The sequence below is a fragment of the Brevibacillus fortis genome, from assembly GCF_046196545.1.
GTDB classification, from domain to species: domain Bacteria; phylum Bacillota; class Bacilli; order Brevibacillales; family Brevibacillaceae; genus Brevibacillus; species Brevibacillus fortis_A.
Genome location: NZ_CP176370.1, coordinates 89,441 through 107,196 on the forward strand (window position 1 = coordinate 89,441; position 17,756 = coordinate 107,196).

The 17,756-nt window shown below is 47.5% G+C and carries 21 protein-coding genes, 1 pseudogene and 1 other annotated feature; of the genes and pseudogenes, 20 read left to right on the plus strand and 2 right to left on the minus strand.

The features are described from left to right. Nucleotides 1–100: 100 nt before the first annotated feature. The 9 genes from ACKKE8_RS00550 (at nt 101) to ACKKE8_RS00590 (ending at nt 5,962) form a co-directional block, all read left to right on the plus strand. On the plus strand, nt 101–430 hold the full coding sequence (locus ACKKE8_RS00550; protein ID WP_007719896.1) for a cyclic-di-AMP receptor: 330 nt from the start codon (nt 101–103) through the stop codon (nt 428–430). Nucleotides 431–523: 93 nt separating this feature from the next. Beyond that, complete coding sequence (locus tag ACKKE8_RS00555; RefSeq protein ID WP_007719898.1) at nt 524–970, plus strand: YaaR family protein; 447 nt, start codon at nt 524–526, stop codon at nt 968–970. 16 nt (nt 971–986) lie between these two features. Then, the gene (gene holB / locus ACKKE8_RS00560; protein ID WP_047074446.1) at nt 987–1,967 is read left to right on the plus strand and encodes a DNA polymerase III subunit delta'; all 981 of its coding nucleotides are present in this window, start codon (nt 987–989) and stop codon (nt 1,965–1,967) included. A 3-nt stretch (nt 1,968–1,970) separates the two neighbouring features. Next, on the plus strand, nt 1,971–2,786 hold the full coding sequence (locus ACKKE8_RS00565) for a stage 0 sporulation family protein (RefSeq protein WP_012683857.1): 816 nt from the start codon (nt 1,971–1,973) through the stop codon (nt 2,784–2,786). Nucleotides 2,787–2,814: 28 nt separating this feature from the next. Continuing rightward, nucleotides 2,815–3,186 (plus strand): DNA replication initiation control protein YabA, encoded by a 372-nt coding sequence (yabA, locus tag ACKKE8_RS00570; RefSeq protein WP_106837142.1) that lies wholly within the window; start codon nt 2,815–2,817, stop codon nt 3,184–3,186. A 108-nt stretch (nt 3,187–3,294) separates the two neighbouring features. Further along, nucleotides 3,295–4,062, plus strand: coding sequence for a tRNA1(Val) (adenine(37)-N6)-methyltransferase (locus ACKKE8_RS00575; protein WP_409176535.1), 768 nt, complete (start codon nt 3,295–3,297; stop codon nt 4,060–4,062). Beyond that, the gene (locus tag ACKKE8_RS00580) at nt 4,037–4,312 is read left to right on the plus strand and encodes a GIY-YIG nuclease family protein (protein WP_007719905.1); all 276 of its coding nucleotides are present in this window, start codon (nt 4,037–4,039) and stop codon (nt 4,310–4,312) included. Before ACKKE8_RS00575 ends, ACKKE8_RS00580 begins: the two co-directional genes overlap by 26 nt. Next, nucleotides 4,309–5,181 (plus strand): 16S rRNA (cytidine(1402)-2'-O)-methyltransferase, encoded by an 873-nt coding sequence (rsmI, locus tag ACKKE8_RS00585; RefSeq protein WP_409176536.1) that lies wholly within the window; start codon nt 4,309–4,311, stop codon nt 5,179–5,181. Before ACKKE8_RS00580 ends, rsmI begins: the two co-directional genes overlap by 4 nt. A 130-nt stretch (nt 5,182–5,311) precedes the next feature. Further along, nucleotides 5,312–5,962 carry a class I SAM-dependent methyltransferase gene (locus ACKKE8_RS00590; protein WP_409176537.1) on the plus strand — a complete coding sequence of 217 codons (651 nt, stop codon included), beginning with the start codon at nt 5,312–5,314 and terminating at the stop codon, nt 5,960–5,962. Nucleotides 5,963–6,022: 60 nt separating this feature from the next. Here the strand turns inward: ACKKE8_RS00590 and ACKKE8_RS00595 are convergent, their stop codons facing one another. Continuing rightward, nucleotides 6,023–6,271 carry an AbrB/MazE/SpoVT family DNA-binding domain-containing protein gene (locus tag ACKKE8_RS00595; protein WP_007719913.1) on the minus strand — a complete coding sequence of 83 codons (249 nt, stop codon included), beginning with the start codon at nt 6,269–6,271 and terminating at the stop codon, nt 6,023–6,025. A gap of 443 nt (nt 6,272–6,714) precedes the next feature. Continuing rightward, nucleotides 6,715–6,969: a binding site (T-box leader), on the plus strand. A 58-nt stretch (nt 6,970–7,027) separates the two neighbouring features. Between ACKKE8_RS00595 and metG the strand changes: the two genes are divergently transcribed. From metG to spoVG, 11 genes and pseudogenes are all read left to right on the plus strand, one after another. Further along, a complete protein-coding gene (gene metG, locus ACKKE8_RS00600) occupies nt 7,028–9,055 on the plus strand; it encodes a methionine--tRNA ligase (protein ID WP_409176538.1) in 2,028 nt (675 codons plus the stop codon). Nucleotides 9,056–9,082: 27 nt separating this feature from the next. Further along, complete coding sequence (locus tag ACKKE8_RS00605; RefSeq protein ID WP_409176539.1) at nt 9,083–9,853, plus strand: TatD family hydrolase; 771 nt, start codon at nt 9,083–9,085, stop codon at nt 9,851–9,853. A 359-nt stretch (nt 9,854–10,212) separates the two neighbouring features. Continuing rightward, a pseudogene (locus ACKKE8_RS00610) lies at nt 10,213–11,309 on the plus strand (ubiquitin-like domain-containing protein). A 171-nt stretch (nt 11,310–11,480) separates the two neighbouring features. Beyond that, nucleotides 11,481–12,029 carry a ribonuclease M5 gene (gene rnmV, locus ACKKE8_RS00615; RefSeq protein WP_409179051.1) on the plus strand — a complete coding sequence of 183 codons (549 nt, stop codon included), beginning with the start codon at nt 11,481–11,483 and terminating at the stop codon, nt 12,027–12,029. A gap of 3 nt (nt 12,030–12,032) precedes the next feature. Beyond that, nucleotides 12,033–12,926, plus strand: a complete 894-nt coding sequence (gene rsmA, locus ACKKE8_RS00620) for a 16S rRNA (adenine(1518)-N(6)/adenine(1519)-N(6))-dimethyltransferase RsmA (protein ID WP_409176540.1) — start codon at nt 12,033–12,035, stop codon at nt 12,924–12,926. 216 nt (nt 12,927–13,142) lie between these two features. Further along, nucleotides 13,143–13,415, plus strand: coding sequence for a biofilm formation stimulator Veg (veg, locus tag ACKKE8_RS00625; RefSeq protein WP_005830485.1), 273 nt, complete (start codon nt 13,143–13,145; stop codon nt 13,413–13,415). Between the two features lie 117 nt (nt 13,416–13,532). Beyond that, nucleotides 13,533–13,712: a small, acid-soluble spore protein, alpha/beta type gene (locus tag ACKKE8_RS00630; RefSeq protein WP_012683866.1), complete on the plus strand. Its 180-nt coding sequence runs from the start codon at nt 13,533–13,535 to the stop codon at nt 13,710–13,712. Nucleotides 13,713–13,928: 216 nt separating this feature from the next. Further along, entirely contained in the window at nt 13,929–14,807 is an 879-nt protein-coding gene (gene ispE / locus ACKKE8_RS00635) for a 4-(cytidine 5'-diphospho)-2-C-methyl-D-erythritol kinase (RefSeq protein WP_409176541.1), read from the plus strand. Nucleotides 14,808–14,862: 55 nt separating this feature from the next. Next, a complete protein-coding gene (gene purR / locus ACKKE8_RS00640; RefSeq protein ID WP_409176542.1) occupies nt 14,863–15,696 on the plus strand; it encodes a pur operon repressor in 834 nt (277 codons plus the stop codon). Nucleotides 15,697–15,702: 6 nt separating this feature from the next. Then, on the plus strand, nt 15,703–16,083 hold the full coding sequence (locus tag ACKKE8_RS00645; protein WP_007719935.1) for a RidA family protein: 381 nt from the start codon (nt 15,703–15,705) through the stop codon (nt 16,081–16,083). 191 nt (nt 16,084–16,274) lie between these two features. Continuing rightward, entirely contained in the window at nt 16,275–16,562 is a 288-nt protein-coding gene (gene spoVG, locus ACKKE8_RS00650; RefSeq protein ID WP_007719936.1) for a septation regulator SpoVG, read from the plus strand. A 55-nt stretch (nt 16,563–16,617) separates the two neighbouring features. Here the strand turns inward: spoVG and ACKKE8_RS00655 are convergent, their stop codons facing one another. Next, nucleotides 16,618–17,634 (minus strand): CobW family GTP-binding protein, encoded by a 1,017-nt coding sequence (locus ACKKE8_RS00655; protein WP_409176543.1) that lies wholly within the window; start codon nt 17,632–17,634, stop codon nt 16,618–16,620. Nucleotides 17,635–17,756 lie beyond the last annotated feature (122 nt).

Here is a 17,756-nt window from a genome sequence, read left to right on the forward strand (position 1 = left end):
TATAATATGTTTAAGCAAAATAACGTACCAAGCCTACGTGTTTTTCATACAATGAAGAAGTCAAATTGGGAATTGATCATGGGAGAAAGGGTGATATCCGATGAAAATGGTAGTTGCGGTCGTCCAAGATAAAGATAGTGGTCGTCTGTCTCAACAACTGGTGAAAAAAGGTTTTCGTGCTACGAAGCTGGCTAGTACGGGTAGCTTTTTACGCGCCGGTAACACAACTTTTTTAATCGGTACGTCTGACGAAAGCGTGCCGGAAGTAATCGACATCATTGCGCATAATTGCAAATCCCGCAAACAGATGGTCACTCCCGTCTCTCCACTCAGTAATGCTGTAGACTCGTTCATGCCATATCCGCTGGAAGTACAGGTGGGTGGTGCGGCAGTATTCGTATTGGATGTTGGAGAGTTCCACTCATTTTAACGTGGTTCCTTCTCTCTTTTTTCGCAACTTTCGTATATACTTGATCTCACGGGGGATAAACCCTGTATTGGATCGGGCGACGGAGGTGGCGATATGAAAATCAGTGATGGGTTACGGCCTAAACTGGACTTGATTAAAACGACGGATTCACGCAAGAATCCTCAACTGGAAAAGCTGAATTTTGGCACGATGATTCAAGGAGAAGACGAACGTATGTCTCAGGAGAAGCTTACCCGGCTACTGACAGACATAGACAGGCAGGGACAGATTCTTGCTCGTTCTCGCGCCGTTCGTGACTTCTATGCTTATAAAAATCTCGTCAAGCAGTTCATGGAAGAGGCTGTGAAATTCGGCATTGCCTTAGACGATAGACGAGGAATGAATCGGCGTGGCCGCAGCAGGCTGTACAAAATCGTCAAAGAGGTGGATGCAGAGCTGCTCAAACTGACAGATGAGCTCTTGAGCGAGCAGGCACCAACGATTGATTTGTTAGCCAGGATTGGTGAAATCCGCGGCATGTTGATCAATTTGTATTTTTAGTGGGTGTGAAACCATCATGACATGGACCCGTTTTTCTCAGCAGCCACGAGCACAGGAACTGCTGTATCATAGTTTGCGCAACGAACGACTGGCACACGCCTACTTGCTGGCGGGTCCCAAAGGTTCAGGTAAAAAGCAGATGGCCCTGCATCTGGCGAAGTCCCTTTTTTGTTCGGAAAGGGAGGCAGACGCCTGCGGGGCCTGTGTTACATGCAGGCGCATAGAGGGTGGCAATCACCCAGATGTGTTGTTTATTACGCCTGATGGGGCTTCGATTAAAATCGACCAGATCCGTTCATTGCAAAAAGAAATGGCGATGCGCGCTGTCGAGTCGTCACGCAAGGTATATATCATCGAGCACGTCGATAAAATGACGACACAGGCTGCCAACAGTCTGCTCAAGTTTCTGGAGGAACCGCCCGCTGGTGTACTGGCACTGCTTTTGACAGAGCACAGCCATGCGATTCTTCCTACGATTTTATCTAGATGCCAAATTGTTCAATTTTCACCACTTTCTGCGGAATCGATTGCAGAAAAGTTGCGTGCAGAGGGCGTTTTGGCGGGAATGGCGCAGGTTGCTTCCCACATTACGACAAATGTGGAAGAAGCCATGACACTCAGCCAATCAGAATCGTTTGCACAGCTAAGAAATCTAGTGATACAATTGGTGCAGGAGTGCAAACAGCGCAATTCATCTGCACTCTTAACGATCCATGATATGTTGCAAAAGAGCGACAAAAGTAAAGAGGAACTACCCCTCTTTTTAGATTTGCTCATCCTTTGGCTGCGCGATATCCTGTATTTGCAAGTAGGCAGGCATGCCCATCTCATTAACAGCGACCAACAGGATGTGCTGCAAGGACAAGCACTGGTATGGACAAAAGCTGAGCTCTTGCGTGGGATAGATTTGGTCATGGAGACGAAAAATCGGATAGAGCGAAATGCCAACGCACAGTTGGCTCTTGAGCGGTTGGTTCTTCAATTCCAGGAGGGATAACCCTTGTATGAGGTTGTTGGGGTCCGCTTTAAGAAAGCGGGCAAAATATATTACTTCGACCCTGACCGACTGCCGATTGAGCAAGACTGCACCGTCATCGTTGAAACGGCGCGAGGGGTCGAATTTGGCAAGGTCGTCATTGGCAAAAAAGAAGTGGCTGAGTCTGATGTTGTATTGCCGCTGAAAAAGGTCATTCGGATGGCAGACGAGCGAGATGCTAAACAGGTGGATGAAAACAAGCAAGCCGCCAAGAATGCTTTTGCTGTATGTCAGACGAAGATCAAAGAGCACAAGCTCGATATGAAGCTGGTCGATGTAGAATACACGTTTGACCGCAACAAGATTATCTTTTATTTTACCGCTGACGGCAGGGTTGATTTCCGTGAGCTGGTAAAAGACCTCGCCTCCGTATTCCGTACCCGGATTGAGCTTCGCCAGATCGGTGTGCGTGACGAAGCCAAAATGCTCGGCGGGATCGGGCCTTGTGGCAGGTTGCTTTGCTGTTCGACGTTCCTCGGCGATTTCGAGCCTGTCTCGATCAAAATGGCCAAGGACCAAAATCTTTCGTTGAATCCAGCCAAAATCTCTGGTCTGTGCGGCCGGTTGATGTGCTGTTTAAAATACGAGAACGACAACTATGAAAGCTCGAAGGATGAGATGCCGGACGTTGGAAAACTGGTCACCACCCCGATGGGGAATGGACGAGTCGTGTCCGTAAACGTACTTGATCAATCTGTCCAAGTAGAGCTTTCAATCGACAAACGTGTCACCGAATTCGGATTGGATGAGATTGCGATAGGTCTCCCCACCTTTGAATAAAGCGTGGGGGTAGGGGAGAGGTGAGCTAGTGGACAAACGGGAAATCTTCGTCAAGATGGCGAGCATTGAAGAACGTATTGGCGACCTTTATAAAGAAATTGGTGAACTGAAAGACGTCATCGTTGTTTTGATGGAGGAAAACGCCCAATTACTCGTTGAAAACCAGCACCTTCGCAACCGACTAGACAGGAAAAAGACCGTCTCCCAAGCAAAACAAAAGGGAACAAGCCCTGTCGCGAAGGAAAAAGCCAAAAAGGCAGTGGTCGGAGAAGGATATGACAACCTCGCCCGTTTGTACGCGGAGGGATTTCATATCTGCAATGTGCATTTCGGCAGCCTGCGAAAAGAAGGGGATTGCCTGTTCTGTCTCTCATTCCTGAGCGGCGGCCCTCAAAAATAAGCGGTGAGTAACCAGCACCACATGAAAAAGCGACCTGGGCCACGTGTCAGGTCGCTTTTTTCCGGATAGGAATAATAAGACAAGAATAAAAGGGAGTACGAGCCGTAGATGGAACCTGTCACCAACGTGCCACTTTACGAAACAGAGCGCATCGATGATTTATTGACACATGAAATGAAAATCATTCAGAGCCACGAAGTGTTTTGCTTTTCGATGGACGCGGTTCTTTTGGCGCGATTCGCATCGGTGCCAAAGCGCGGAAAAGTATTGGATATGTGCACAGGCAATGGGGCGATACCGCTCATAATGACCACGCGTACGCCAGAAGCCAGTTTTGATGGAATCGAAATTCAAGAGCGTTTGTTCAGCATGGCAAGTCGCAATGTGACATTGAATGGCTTGAACGAGCGAATAACGATGCATCATGGCGATGTGAAGGATGCGGTGTCGTTGTTCGGGCACGGGAAGTACGATTTGATCACATGCAATCCGCCGTATATGCCTGCGACGAGCGGGGAGAAAAACATCAGCGAGCACTTTGCGATTGCCCGTCATGAGATTATGCTGTCCTTGGAGGATGTCATTCGCGTGGGGAGTCAGTTGCTAAAAAACGGTGGGAAGCTGGCGCTCGTGCATCGATCCACACGTTTGATCGACATCATTTTTCTTATGCGCCAATACGGCATCGAGCCAAAACGGATGCGTCTGGTTTATCCGCGCAGGGAAGCAGAGCCGAATATGGTTCTGATCGAGGGAATAAGGGGTGGAAAGCCGGAGCTGAGAATTCAGCCTCCGCTGATTGTGTATGAAAATGGAGAGCAATACTGTGAAGAACTACAGGAAATCTATTATGGCAGACGAGATTCCCTCGAGTAAGAGTCACTATGTCTACATCCTGTCTTGTGCGGATGGGACACTCTACACTGGATATACGACAGAGCTGATCCGCCGCTTGGCTGCTCATAATGAAGGAAAAGGTGCCAAGTATACGAGAGGCCGCGGGCCAGTGGAGCTGCTCTATTGGGAAGAAGGAGCAGACCGTTCCTGGGGTCTCAAGCGTGAAGAGAGCATCAAACGATTAACGCGCAAGAAAAAAGAAGAATTGATTGGAGGGGCCTCCGAATGAATGTACAACGCAGTTTTGCGTCAGAAGAAGCAGGAGTCCTTTATTTGGTGGCTACACCGATCGGCAATCTCGATGATATCACGGTGCGGTGTCTCAATACGTTGCGTGAAGTCGATGTCATCGCGTGTGAAGATACGCGCCAGACGAGAAAGCTGCTGAATCATTTTCAAATCGAAAAACGCACGGTCAGCTATCACGAGCATAATAAGGAAGCAAGTGGAAATGGGCTGTTGCAGTGGCTTGCCGAGGGCAAGAAGATTGCCTTGGTAAGTGACGCCGGTTTGCCGGCTATTTCCGACCCGGGTGCGGATCTTGTACGAGATGCGACCGCAGCGGGATTTCCTGTCATCCCCGTTCCAGGTGCCAATGCGGCGTTGACAGCTTTGATTGCTTCCGGTCTTCCTACTGATCACTTCGTATTTTGCGGATTTATGGGCCGCGAAAACAAAGAAAGACGCGAAGAGCTGGAACGACTGAAGCGATATCCAGAAACGCTGATTTTTTATGAAGCTCCCCATCGGGTGGAAAAGACGCTTGCTGCCATGCGAGAAGCGTGGGGGAATCGGAGAGCTGTCCTGGCAAGAGAGCTGACAAAGCGCTACGAGGAATTTGTGCGTGGGACGTTGGACGAGCTGCTGGAATGGCTCAGAAGCGGTGAAGTGCGCGGTGAGTTTTGTGTCATTGTCGAAGGGAACACTGGACCGCTGGAAGCGGAAGTCGATGATACATGGTGGCAATCGCTGAGTATCGTGGAGCACGTGGATCATTACTGCGCACAAGGCATGGGGAAAAAGGAAGCCATCAAGCAAGCAGCCGATGATCGAAACGTATCCAAACGAGATGTTTACAATGAATATCATCGTGAATAGAAGGCAATGAGTGAGTGAAGCTGGCCGATACGGTCGGCTTTTTTCTTTTCATCATCTCGACGGGGTAGGTGAATACGATGGTAAGGGGCGCTACCGGTGTTTTCGGAAGGAAAGGAAGGGGGAATCAGCAGTGAGTATTCGTGATTCTCGTTTTATTGTGAATACAGATGAAAAAGACGATCACTTCATATTTACGCTGCCGGTTACATGGAACAGTAGGCCGTACGAATATGCCTGGGCCAAACAGTTTGCCAACCCGAATGATGTTGTGCTTGATTCGGCATGCGGGATATGCCACCCACTCAAATTTTATTTGGCTGACCATTGTCGAGAAGTACACGCTTGTGATCTCGATAATCGGATATTGTCTAAGGAAGCGATCTATCAGGATATTGTGGACGTATTTGGGGGAAAAGTAGCAGACAGCTTGCCTGCGCATTATTTTGACGGTATTCATTATTGTCGAGCCAATCTCACTTACTTGCCGTACTCGGATCAAAAGTTTGATACGGTATTTTGCATCTCTGTTCTCGAGCATCTTGAAGACCCGATCATGGTGCAAGCATTCCGCGAATTTCACAGAGTGTTAAAAGACGATGGGCAGCTCGTACTCACTTTTGATTACCCGCTGATTAATTTAGGACGACTGGAGCAAGTTTTGGAGGAGGTTGGACTACAGTTTTCTGGCGATGTATCCTTTGAAATGCCGGCAGATGTGGTCTATTCTGATTTGTATGCGCCCAGGCTGTTCTTCTTCCGAGCGCTGTTGAAGAAAAAATAGCAAACAAATAGCCTTCGTGAGGCTCGTCCCACAAAGGCATGTTTATGTAATCAAATGATATTAGCGTTTAACAGGCATTTCTGTCAGGCAATCTTGGCACACAATTTTACCTTTAAAATGAGATACTTTGTCAGCGTTTCCACAGAAGATACATGCAGGCTCATACTTTTTCAGGATGATGCGCTCTCCGTCAACGTAGATTTCCAAAGCATCTTTCTCAGCGATACCCAGAGTGCGGCGCAATTCGATTGGAATAACAACACGACCCAATTCATCTACTTTGCGAACGATACCGGTTGATTTCATCATAGTTAATATCTCCTCCCAAAATCTGTATATGTCGATGCTATTGTTATACACTAATCATTTATCGTCAATATTCGACATTTTCTGTTGGGATAATCATACCAGCCATTCCCAAAGGTGTCAACATGATTTTGACAATTCCTTGAAAAGAAAAATGTTTTTTCAAAACAAAAATGCTGTTAAATCAGTGTTTCTAAAAATGTTGGAAGTGATATGGAAATTTTTATGGATAAAATTTACTGGAAGTATTGGGTGTCGAATAAGTCGATGAATGTCGAAACGCACATGTCGATTCGACAAAAAAACCAAGTTCTCTCTTTTTTTGTTGTATTTTGTAATGCTGGTATAACGAGAGCAATAAAATTGCTCAGGAAAATGGGCTTGCCGAGGATGTTTACAAAACAGGTTGGTCGTGTACAATAGAGGATAAATACAGCAAATGATACCAAATGACCATGATGGGAAGAGTAAGCCGATCCTCCTTATTTCAGAGAGCCGGGGTAGCTGAAAACCGGTATAAGCGAGCAAGCTGAACATGGACCCTGAGTCTTGCAGATGAACAGTGACGGCATGGACCGTACCTAATAGTTTGTGACGTATGCCCACGTTACGGGTAGAGTCATGATTTGACTCACCAAGTCCGTTTTCCGTGAGGGAACGGAGTATTTGGGTGGTACCGCGAGATAGAGCTCGCCCCAATTTTTTTGGGGTGGGCTTTTCCTTATTTTAATAAACGTAAACAGGAGGGGAATAGTTGCAATGAAACCTACTTATTACATCACAACACCGATCTACTATCCAAGTAACAAACTCCACATCGGTAACGCTTACACCACAATCGCGTGTGATGCTTTGGCTCGTTATAAGCGTTTGCGTGGCTATGATGTGTATTACCTGACAGGGACAGATGAGCATGGTCAAAAGCTCCAAGAGCGTGCAGCCGAGGATGGCAAACAACCGCTCGAATTCATCGACCCGATTGTCGATTGGGTAAAGGATCTGTGGCAAAAGCTGGACATCTCTTATGACGATTTTATCCGTACCACAGAGCCTCGTCATAAAGAGGTCGTACAAAAAGTGTTCCAGCGCCTGCTCGATCAAGGTGATATTTACTTGGGCGAGTACGAGGGCTTCTACTGTGTACCTGACGAGGCATTTTGGACAGAAACTCAATGTAAAACCGATAATGGATATATTTGCCCAGACTGTGGACGCGAAGTGAATAAAGTGAAGGAGAAAAACTACTTCTTCCGCATGTCCAAATATCAAGACAGACTGCTTGCGCACATTGAAGCGAATCCTGAGTTTATCCAGCCAGAGAGCCGCCGCAATGAAATGATCAACAACTTCTTGAAGCCAGGTCTCCAGGATTTGTCCGTATCCCGCAGTACATTTGACTGGGGAATCAAGGTGCCAAGCGATCCAGAGCACGTCATTTACGTATGGATCGATGCATTGACGAACTATATTTCTGCCCTCGGCTATTTGTCTGAGGATGACAGCAAATACCGTAACTTCTGGCCTGCCAATGTTCACATGGTTGGAAAAGACATTTTGCGCTTCCATACGATCTACTGGCCAATCCTGTTGATGGCACTGGATATTCCGTTGCCAAAACAAATTTTTGGTCATGGCTGGCTTCTGATGCCGGATGGAAAAATGTCAAAATCCAAGGGCAATGTCATTGATCCGAAGGTTTTGATCGACCGTTACGGTTCTGACGGCGTTCGCTACTTCCTGCTTCGTGAAATCAACTTCGGTCAGGATGGCATCTTCACGCCAGAATCATTCGTACAGCGCCTGAACTACGACTTGGCTAATGACATCGGAAACCTGCTGAGCCGTACCGCTACGATGATTGAGAAATATTTCGATGGAATCGTTCCAGCTCCACAGGATGCAGGAGAGCCGGATGACAGCTTGATCGGCCTCGCAATGAAAACGAAAGCGCTGGTGGAAGAGCACATGGAAGAAATGCGCTTCTCCAATGCACTGGCTCACATCTGGGAACTGGTGGGACGTACAAACAAATACATCGACGAGACCATGCCTTGGAATTTGGCAAAATCCGAAGAAACCAAAGGTCGCCTGGCAACCGTTATGTACAATTTGGTGGAAAGCATCCGCATTAGCTCCGTGCTAATCCAACCGTTCATGACCAAAGCACCAGCGAAAATTTGGGACCAACTGGGTATTTTGGGCAATGAAGAAGCAACGAGCTGGGAATCTGCAAGTGTATGGGGTGGATTGCCTGCTGGAAGCACCGTTAGCCGCAAGGAACTGCTCTTCCCTCGTCTGGATGTTCAAGCGGAACTGGCTTTCATCGACGATTCGACAGCAGAGGCACGTCGCCAAGCAGAGGAAAACAAGAAAAAGCAAGCAGCTTTGAAAGGGGAAGCACCTGTGAGTGAAACAAGCACCAACCAAACAGAAGCAGCAGCTGACAAACCAGCTGATGCAAAAGAAGAAATCAGCATCGATGATTTTGGAAAAGTAGAGCTGCGCGTCGCACAAGTAGTGGAGTGTGCCAAGCATCCAAATGCTGACAAACTGTTGGTACTGCAATTGGATCTCGGCTACGAGAAGCGCCAGGTTGTTTCTGGTATCGCAAAATACTACTCCCCAGAAGATATGGTCGGTAAAAAAGTGATCCTCGTAGCCAACCTGAAGCCAGTGAAGCTTCGCGGTGAGCTGTCTCAAGGGATGATCTTGGCAGCATCGGCAGGAGATCAGTTGACACTTGCGACTGTTGACCCAAGTATGCCAAACGGAGCAATCGTGAAGTAACGAGGGCAAGGAAAGGAAGGACCCATCTTGTTATTTGAAACCCATGCTCATCTAAATGCGAAGGAATTCGATGAAGATCGTGTAGAGGTCATTGCTCGTGCGCAGGAAAATGGCGTCAGTACGATTGTAAACATTGGATTCAACGCTGAAACAATTCCAACCTGCATGGATTTGGCTCATGCGTATGACTTTATTTACGCCGTCATCGGTTGGCATCCACAAGACGCCAAGGACATGACAGACGAACACCTAGAATGGATCGAGGAACTCAGTCGTGATCCGAAAGTAGTGGGATTGGGTGAAATGGGCTTGGACTACTACTGGGATACGTCGCCACGTGATGTGCAGGCAGAGGTATTCCGCAAGCAGATTCGTCTGGCTCGCAAGCTCGACATGCCGATCATCATCCACAATCGCGATGCGCACCAAGACGTTTTGACGATCCTGAAGGAAGAGAAGGCAGCAGATGTTGGCGGCATCATGCACTGCTTCTCTGGCAGCTGGGAAACAGCGAAACAGGCACTCGATATGAATTTTTATATTTCGTTCGGTGGTCCGCTTACATTCAAAAATGCCAAGCAGCCAAAAGAAGTAGCAGCGAAGGTACCGCTAGACAAGCTATTGATAGAGACAGATTGCCCATATCTCACTCCGCATCCTTTCCGCGGAAAGCGAAATGAGAGTGGATATGTGCGCTACGTCTGTGAAGAAATGGCGAACATTCATGGTTTGTCTTACGAGGAAATGGCACAAATTACCGCAGACAATGCCAGACGTCTTTTTCGCATGAACGGTTAATAAAAACGGGAAATCACGATTAATCACGTGATTTCCCGTTTTTTTTGTGTGAGGTAACCGGGTTCTACTCCATTTTGTCGACGCATACGATGAACAATGTGTCGAACGATTATTGTCCATCCGACATGGCTTCTCGACAGGTTTCTGCTACCATTCGCCAAGCCTATTTTGCTAGTCTGGTACCATTATCGCTTCAGCCAAGAGGGAGGGTAAATTTGACAAAGCCGGGAAAGTGAAATACAATCAAAGCCGACCTTGTGAAGTACCGGCCACTTCCAGAATATTAGTGCAATTACATCGACCCTTACCTGGCTAGACAAGAAGAGCCTTGTGCTTTTCTAGGAAAAGGAGTGTGGGAAATGGAGTTACGCGCGATGTGGGATAGGTATAAGAATCGGGGGCTGGTCATTTTTGGCTGCCTTGCTCTTGTGCTCGTTCCCATGATTGGCTATTTCTCTGCCCAGGCTACTCAGCCAAAACAGGTCACTTTTTCGTTGGACGGAGAAAGCAAGACGGTCGCTACAAAAGCCAAGACCGTTGAGCAGTTCTTAACCGAGAGAAACATTACGGTAACGGAAAAGGATTCCCTTCAACCGACACCAGAGACGAAGCTAAAAGACGGAGCACTCATTACTTTATATACGACCTGGTCCATACCAATCCAGGTTGACGGGCAGAAAAAACGATAGAGACACTTAGTCGTGATGTTGCTGGTGCGTTGAAGGACGGCGGCATCGTGCTAGGTGAGAAGGACCGGGTAGAACCGGCATTGACCGCTACACTTACCAAGGACTCCTCGATCAGCGTAAAGCGGGTTGTTGAGAAAATGGTAAAAGTCGATGAGCGAGTCACCTTTCAAGAAATACGCAAAAATGATCCAGCGCTGGAAAAAGGTAAGACCCGCGTATTACAGAGCGGGCAAGAAGGTAAGGCAATTGCACACTATAAGCTAGTCATGGAAGATGGAAAAGAAGTCTCCCGTGATCTGGTCAAAAGAGATGTACTTGTACCGAAGAAAGATAATGTCGTAGCCGTGGGTACCGCAGTCCCAACGTTGCAGAAAAAGGGTCAACCAGATCGGGTCCTGGTTGCTTCTGCAGCGGGTCCGGTCTCGCGTGGTGGAAAAGTATTTAGGCCGAAAAAAGTACTGAACGGGGTTACCCTGACTGCTTATACTCCTGCGGGAGGTGGCAAACACCCAAGCTCTCCGGGATATGGACGCACATCGACAGGGGTAAAAGCCAAGACAGGTCACACAATCGCTGTAGATCCTAAAGTCATTCCGTATGGATGGTGGGTGTACATTGAAGGTGTTGGGTATCGTCGAGCTGAAGATACGGGTGGTGCTATGAAAGGTGGCAAAATCGACGTATTCGTAGGCACGGAATCCGAGGCGAGGAAATTCGGTCGCAAGCGAAACAAAACTGTATATATCATTGGACCACAGAAGCCTTAGGACAGGAGCGATTGCTCCTGTTCTTCTGTTTCCTCCAAGGTTATTGTGATAAGCTGTTTGTTAGTTAGACGATCCTCCTTTGCCAAATGTTACATGTATTTTTGGCTTTGGGTACGGTTTTTTTTGGAACACTAGTATCGTACCGACTTTGTACGAAAGTGGGAGCACATGATGAAGATCAAGGAAGTCATCGTGGTGGAAGGACGAGACGATACCGCAGCAATCAAGCGTGCGGTTAATGCCGATACGATTGAAACTGGCGGTTCTGCCATTCATAAAAGAACGATTGAAAAAATCAGGCTGGCGCAACAAAAACGCGGTGTTATTATTTTTACAGACCCTGATTATCAAGGGGAGCGCATCCGAAAAATTATCAGCAAGTCTGTTCCAGGCTGCAAGCACGCATTTATTACCCAGGAGGACGGAACCAAAAAGGGCGACATCGGCGTTGAGAACGCGACACCTGACGTGATTATTCGTGCGCTTTCAGAAGTACGTACCGAAATGGTGGAAACGGCTGGAGAGATTACCTCTGACGATCTGTTGGCAAATGGCCTTACGTCGGGAGTAGATGCCAAAGAACGTAGAATCAAGCTGGGAGAAGCATTGGGGATCGGATACGCCAACGCCAAGCAAATGCTGCAACGGCTCAATGCCTTCCAAATCAGTCGAGCAGAATTCGAAGCGGCCATTATGGCCATCAATAAAGAGAGGGAGTAAGCCATGACCCAAATAGCGGGCAAGGATATTGCCACACCTACGCGTACAAAGGAGATATTGGAGAAGTACGGCTTTTCTTTTAAGAAGAGTCTGGGCCAGAACTTCCTGATAGACACCAACATTTTACATAACATTGTTTCAGAGGCAGACCTTACCAAGGAAAAGGGAGCGATTGAAATTGGGCCCGGCATCGGTGCGCTGACGGAGCAATTGGGACGAGCAGCCAAAAAAGTGATGGCGATCGAAATCGACCAACGCCTTTTGCCTATTTTGCAGGACACGCTGTCACCCTATGAAAATATTGAAGTCGTTCATGGGGACGTACTGGAGCTGGATCTGAAGAAGTTAATAGAAGAAAAGATGACAGGAGTGGAAAAGCTGAGCGTAGTGGCGAATCTGCCTTACTATGTGACGACACCGATCCTGATGAAGCTGCTGGAAGAGAGATTGCCCCTCGAAAACATAGTGGTCATGATCCAAAAGGAAGTGGCAGAGAGAATTGCAGCCAAACCAGGAACGAAAGACTATGGCTCTCTTTCAGTCGCAGCTCAATTCTATGCAGAAACAGAAGTAGCGATGATTGTACCTGCAAGTGTGTTCATTCCGCGTCCGAATGTCGACTCGGCAGTGATTCGCTTAAAGGTAAGGGATCGTCCGCCAGTGGAAGTAGACGATCAGGATGTGTTTTTCCGGGTGGTACGCAGCTCGTTTGCACAGCGCCGTAAGACTTTGTTGAACAACCTAATGAACGGACTGTTTCCTAAAACCCAAAAGGATGAAGTAATACAGATGCTCACTGACATCGAGATCGATCCGACTCGGCGTGGTGAAACACTCAGTTTGGACGAATTTGCCCGCCTAGCGAACGAAGGTATGCGCCGCGGACTAATTACGTAAATCGTGTAGACGACCCCTTTATTTTTGGGCGTGATCCCCCAAGAATGGGGGTTTTTGCGTGTTTATGCCCTTTATGCATAACATTTGACAAATATCTACGTTTTTTATGAAAAAAACCCCGTTGACAAAATATCGGCAGGGTTGCTATAATTTTTTATTTCTTTGACAAAATATAAGGGTGCTGTTATAATAGATGTAAGCGAGGTGGATGGAACAATGGCAAGAAACGCGTTACTTGACATTAAACGTAGTTTAGACGGACACATTGGTGAGCGCATCCTGCTGAAGGCTAATGGCGGTCGCCGCAAAACCGTTGAACGTAGTGGCATCCTCGAAGAAACTTACCCATCTGTGTTTGTGGTAAAGCTGGATGACGACCAACTCTTTGAGCGGGTATCTTACAGCTATGCTGACATCTTGACGGAAACAGTAGAATTGACGGTGTGCCGCGAAAACGAGCACATCCGCATCACATTTGTACAACAGTAGAGCCCTTTTGGGTTCTACTGTTTTGTTTTTTATATCAAAAAGCTCTGAACATTTGGTTGAGGCAATAAAAAGAGCGGCATGGAGCACACTAAGCCTGTCAACGAGAAGGAGGGTGCTATGGGTCGCAGACGAGGACTGATGTCAGAGCAGTTTAAGATGGAGCTGGCCAAAGAGCTTGGGTTTTACGATACGGTAAAATCCGAGGGTTGGGGAGGCATCACGACACGGGACGCGGGTAACATGGTCAAGCGCGCTGTTCAGCTTGCTGAGGAAGCATTAGCCGCTAAGCGATTGTAACGTTTGGGTTTGATCGTACGGACGTTTCTCACCATATAAACACTCGTTGACAAGGCCGGGGCAACCCGGCTTTTTTTCTGTAAAGAGAGCTGAATTTTCGAAATACCCATAATGATCTCGATCCTATTCTTTTTAATTGATCAAGTGGCATGGGAGAGTTTGCCTATGCTACAATAAGAGACTAGGAAATTTAGAAAGTAGGCAGAGGTGAATTACGTGCGTATCTCGGTCAAAGCTCCGGCCAAAATTAATTTGACTCTCGACGTGCTTGCCAAACGGCCGGACGGTTATCACGAAGTAGAAATGGTGATGACAACCGTAGACTTGGCAGATCGTGTGGACATGACTCTACGCGAAGATGGTGAGATTACGCTGGACTGTTCTGCCAGCTTCGTACCGGATGATATCCGTAACCACGCATATAAAGCGGCAACGCTCATGAAAGAAAAATTTCAAGTACGCCAAGGCGTACACTTGTATATTGACAAGCAAATTCCGGTTGCGGCTGGACTGGCAGGTGGCAGCAGTGATGCAGCAGCTACATTGCGCGGCTTGAACCAATTGTGGAACCTCGGGTTGACCAGAGATGAGCTGGCTAAAATCGGAGCGGAGATTGGCTCTGATGTGCCATTTTGCGTTTATGGAGGAACAGCGCTGGCGACAGGGCGTGGCGAACAGATTGCGCATCTGGGAGCGCCTGCACCGTGCTGGGTCATTCTAGCCAAGCCGCCTATCGGAGTATCTACCCCGGATGTATACGGAAACCTGCGTGTGGCCCAGATCGATAATCATCCCGATACCAAGCAAATGCTGCAAGCCATCGCAACCCAAGACTTTTCACTCATGTGCCAATCTCTTGGGAATGTGTTGGAGAACGTCACACTCTCGCTCCATCCACAAGTAAAACAGATCAAGGATCTCATGGTCGCTTCGGGGGCAGATGGTGTTCTGATGTCTGGCAGCGGCCCTACTGTGTTTGCTCTTGTGCAAAAGGAAGCGAAAGTACATCGGATCTACAATGCGTTGCGAGGTTTTGTCAAAGATGTGTTTGTTGTCCGAATGTTAGGCGCTCAAGATGGGGAAATACTTGCATAAACCCGTATGGAAATGATACATTATCAGCATAATATTCGGTTTTGGAGGAAGAGCCATGAAGAAATTGCGCAGAAGTGCACGTCTGGTTGACATGACGCAGCACTTGCTCGCCCATCCCCATACGCTGACTCCTCTCACTCTGTTCGCGGAACAATACGGCGCAGCGAAATCATCCATCAGTGAAGACTTGTCTATCATCAAAGAGGCTTTTGAAGTCCAAGGGGTAGGCTTGTTGAAAACGGTGGCGGGAGCGGCAGGCGGAGTGAAGTATATTCCACAGGTCAAAACGGAAGAGGCCCTTCACTTCATGCGCGAACTGATCGGTCAACTCGCTAATCCAGAGAGACTTTTGCCAGGTGGATACTTGTACATGTCCGACATTCTCGGAAATCCACAAACGATGGCGAAGATCGGAAAGCTCTTTGCAACCGCTTATGCGGATAAAAATGTGGATGTTGTCATGACGGTGGAAACAAAGGGGATTCCACTTGCGTATGCGACGGCTATGTTTTTGAATGTGCCTGTTGTGATTGTGCGCCGAGACAACAAGGTGACGGAAGGTTCAGTAGTGAGCATTAACTATGTATCGGGTTCCAGTAAACGAATTCAAACCATGTCACTCGCTCGCCGCGGTTTGGCCGAGCAGTCTCGCGTCCTCATTGTGGACGACTTTATGAAAGCTGGCGGGACATTGCGGGGCATGATTGATCTGTTGCAGGAATTCCGTGCAACCGTAGTAGGCTGCGGCGTACTGGTAGAAACGACCGCGGATGTTGCTGAGCGTTTGGTAGATGAATATGTATCGCTTGCAAAACTGCAGGATGTAGACTTCAAGGGCAAGCAAATTGAAATAGAGCTGGGCAGTTTTTTTGAAAATAGAGGGGAGTAGATAGGTATGGCAATCTCTTTTGTTTCAACTGACAAGGCTCCTGCCGCTATTGGTCCTTACAGCCAAGCTGCAAAGGTAGGTCCATTTCTTTTTGCATCGGGTCAAATTCCGCTGCGTGCAGACGGCACTTTGGTAGAAGGTGACGTCGTGGAGCAAACCCATCAGGTTTTTTCCAACATTCAAGCGGTACTGGCAGAAGCCGGTGGCAACCTGACGAACGTAGTGAAGGCGACCGTATTCATCAAGGACATGAATGATTTTGGTCAACTGAACGAAGTGTACGGCCAATATTTTGGCGATCACAAGCCAGCTCGTTCCACGGTGGAAGTGGCACGCCTGCCACGTGACGTAAAAGTTGAAATTGAAATCGTAGCCTATATTGAATAGAAAAAAATGGAAAATAGCCTGATGCCACGCGCGTTGGGCTATTTTTTTGTGTTTGTAGAAAAGTTTCCAAAAAATGACATATAAACATATTTATATATTTTTTCAAATATTGCATAATGATAAGCAGGAATATTTACCCAGCGGGTGGAAATAATCCTAAACGCGTTACATAGATAAAGGGAGTGAACTAGATGGAAGTAACAGACGTAAGACTTCGCCGAGTGAATACGGATGGTAGGATGAAAGCGATTGCATCCATTACAATCGACCATGAATTCGTGGTTCATGATATCCGTGTCATTGACGGAAACAATGGTATGTTCGTAGCTATGCCGAGCAAGCGTACACCAGACGGAGAATTCCGTGATATTGCACATCCGATTTCTTCGACTACCCGTGAAAAAATTCAGGCAGCAGTTCTCACAGAATATGACCGCGTAGGTCAAGAGGAAGAGAGCACTATCGAAGCTGGTGCTTAAAAAGTCCTTATACTCAAAGCACCCTGTCATATGCGGCAGGGTGCTTCGGCGTCCGTTAACCATAACATTTTTTTAAATCGTTCAAAATTAATTCTTGGTCCATTCCTTCCCCGATGAAGACAGCGACCATTTTCGGTCCGAAATTTTCAAAAGGGAAGAGGAGCACCTGATTATCAGTATGTTGAAACGAGATCAGCTCGGGCTTTCCGTGGAACTGGACGTAGCCTTTTGCCCGATAGACGTTTTTGGGGAGATCGTATAGAAAGTCCTCAAATTTTTTTGCGTCTACGGGTCCGGTGAATACATAGGAAAACGTTTCGATACTATTGTAGAGAGAGGGGTGGCTTGTTTTTAGGCCAAGGGATTGCTTGAGCCTGTCCATCGTGGACATTCGGCCGATGCTTTTCTGTACGGCAATGGGGCGGTCTGTCTCGTTGCCTGGCGACCGCTCATGAACGGTGCGTTTGACAGACAAAAGCCGGGAGACTTCTATTTCTGCCTGAACAGTAGCGTGTATGGGTGCAGTCGGATTGATTTCACTGAGCTTTTGACGGACCCGCTCTATGACATCAGGACTGGTCAAATCGGTTTTGTTCAAAAGAAGCAGGTCTGCGTAACGCACTTGGTTCCGAATCGTTTTGACCAGAGTAGCAGTCGAGGAGAAGCGTGAGTTGAGGTCCAGAAAGCGGGAGGCGTCGACAACACTAATGGTCCCTTTTAACTCCAGTCGATCATACAGCTCTGGATGGGTAATCGTATCGATGACATCAAGTGGATCGGCTACGCCAGTAGTCTCGATGAGGATTCGGTCTGGCGCAATGCCATTCATAATATCTTTCAAGCCCTCCGTCAGCTCGCCCTTGATCGAGCAGCATATGCAGCCATCGAGCATTTTTTTGACAGGAAAGCCAAAGCCTTGCAATTGTTCCCCGTCAATATCTTCCTCCCCCATTTCATTCATCAAGACGACTACTTTCTGGTCTGTGATGCGCAAATGAGTCAGCCATTTTTGCAAAAGGGTGGTTTTTCCGCTTCCTAAATACCCAGTCAGCAAGTATACCTCTGCGCTCATCTAATCCTACCTCCTTCAAATAACCCCTTTCGCCCAACAATATATCACATTTCTGTCAGAAAATTAAATGTTGTCTGCCTCGTGTCTAACTACTGGCAATGCAAGGAATCGGGATAATCCTG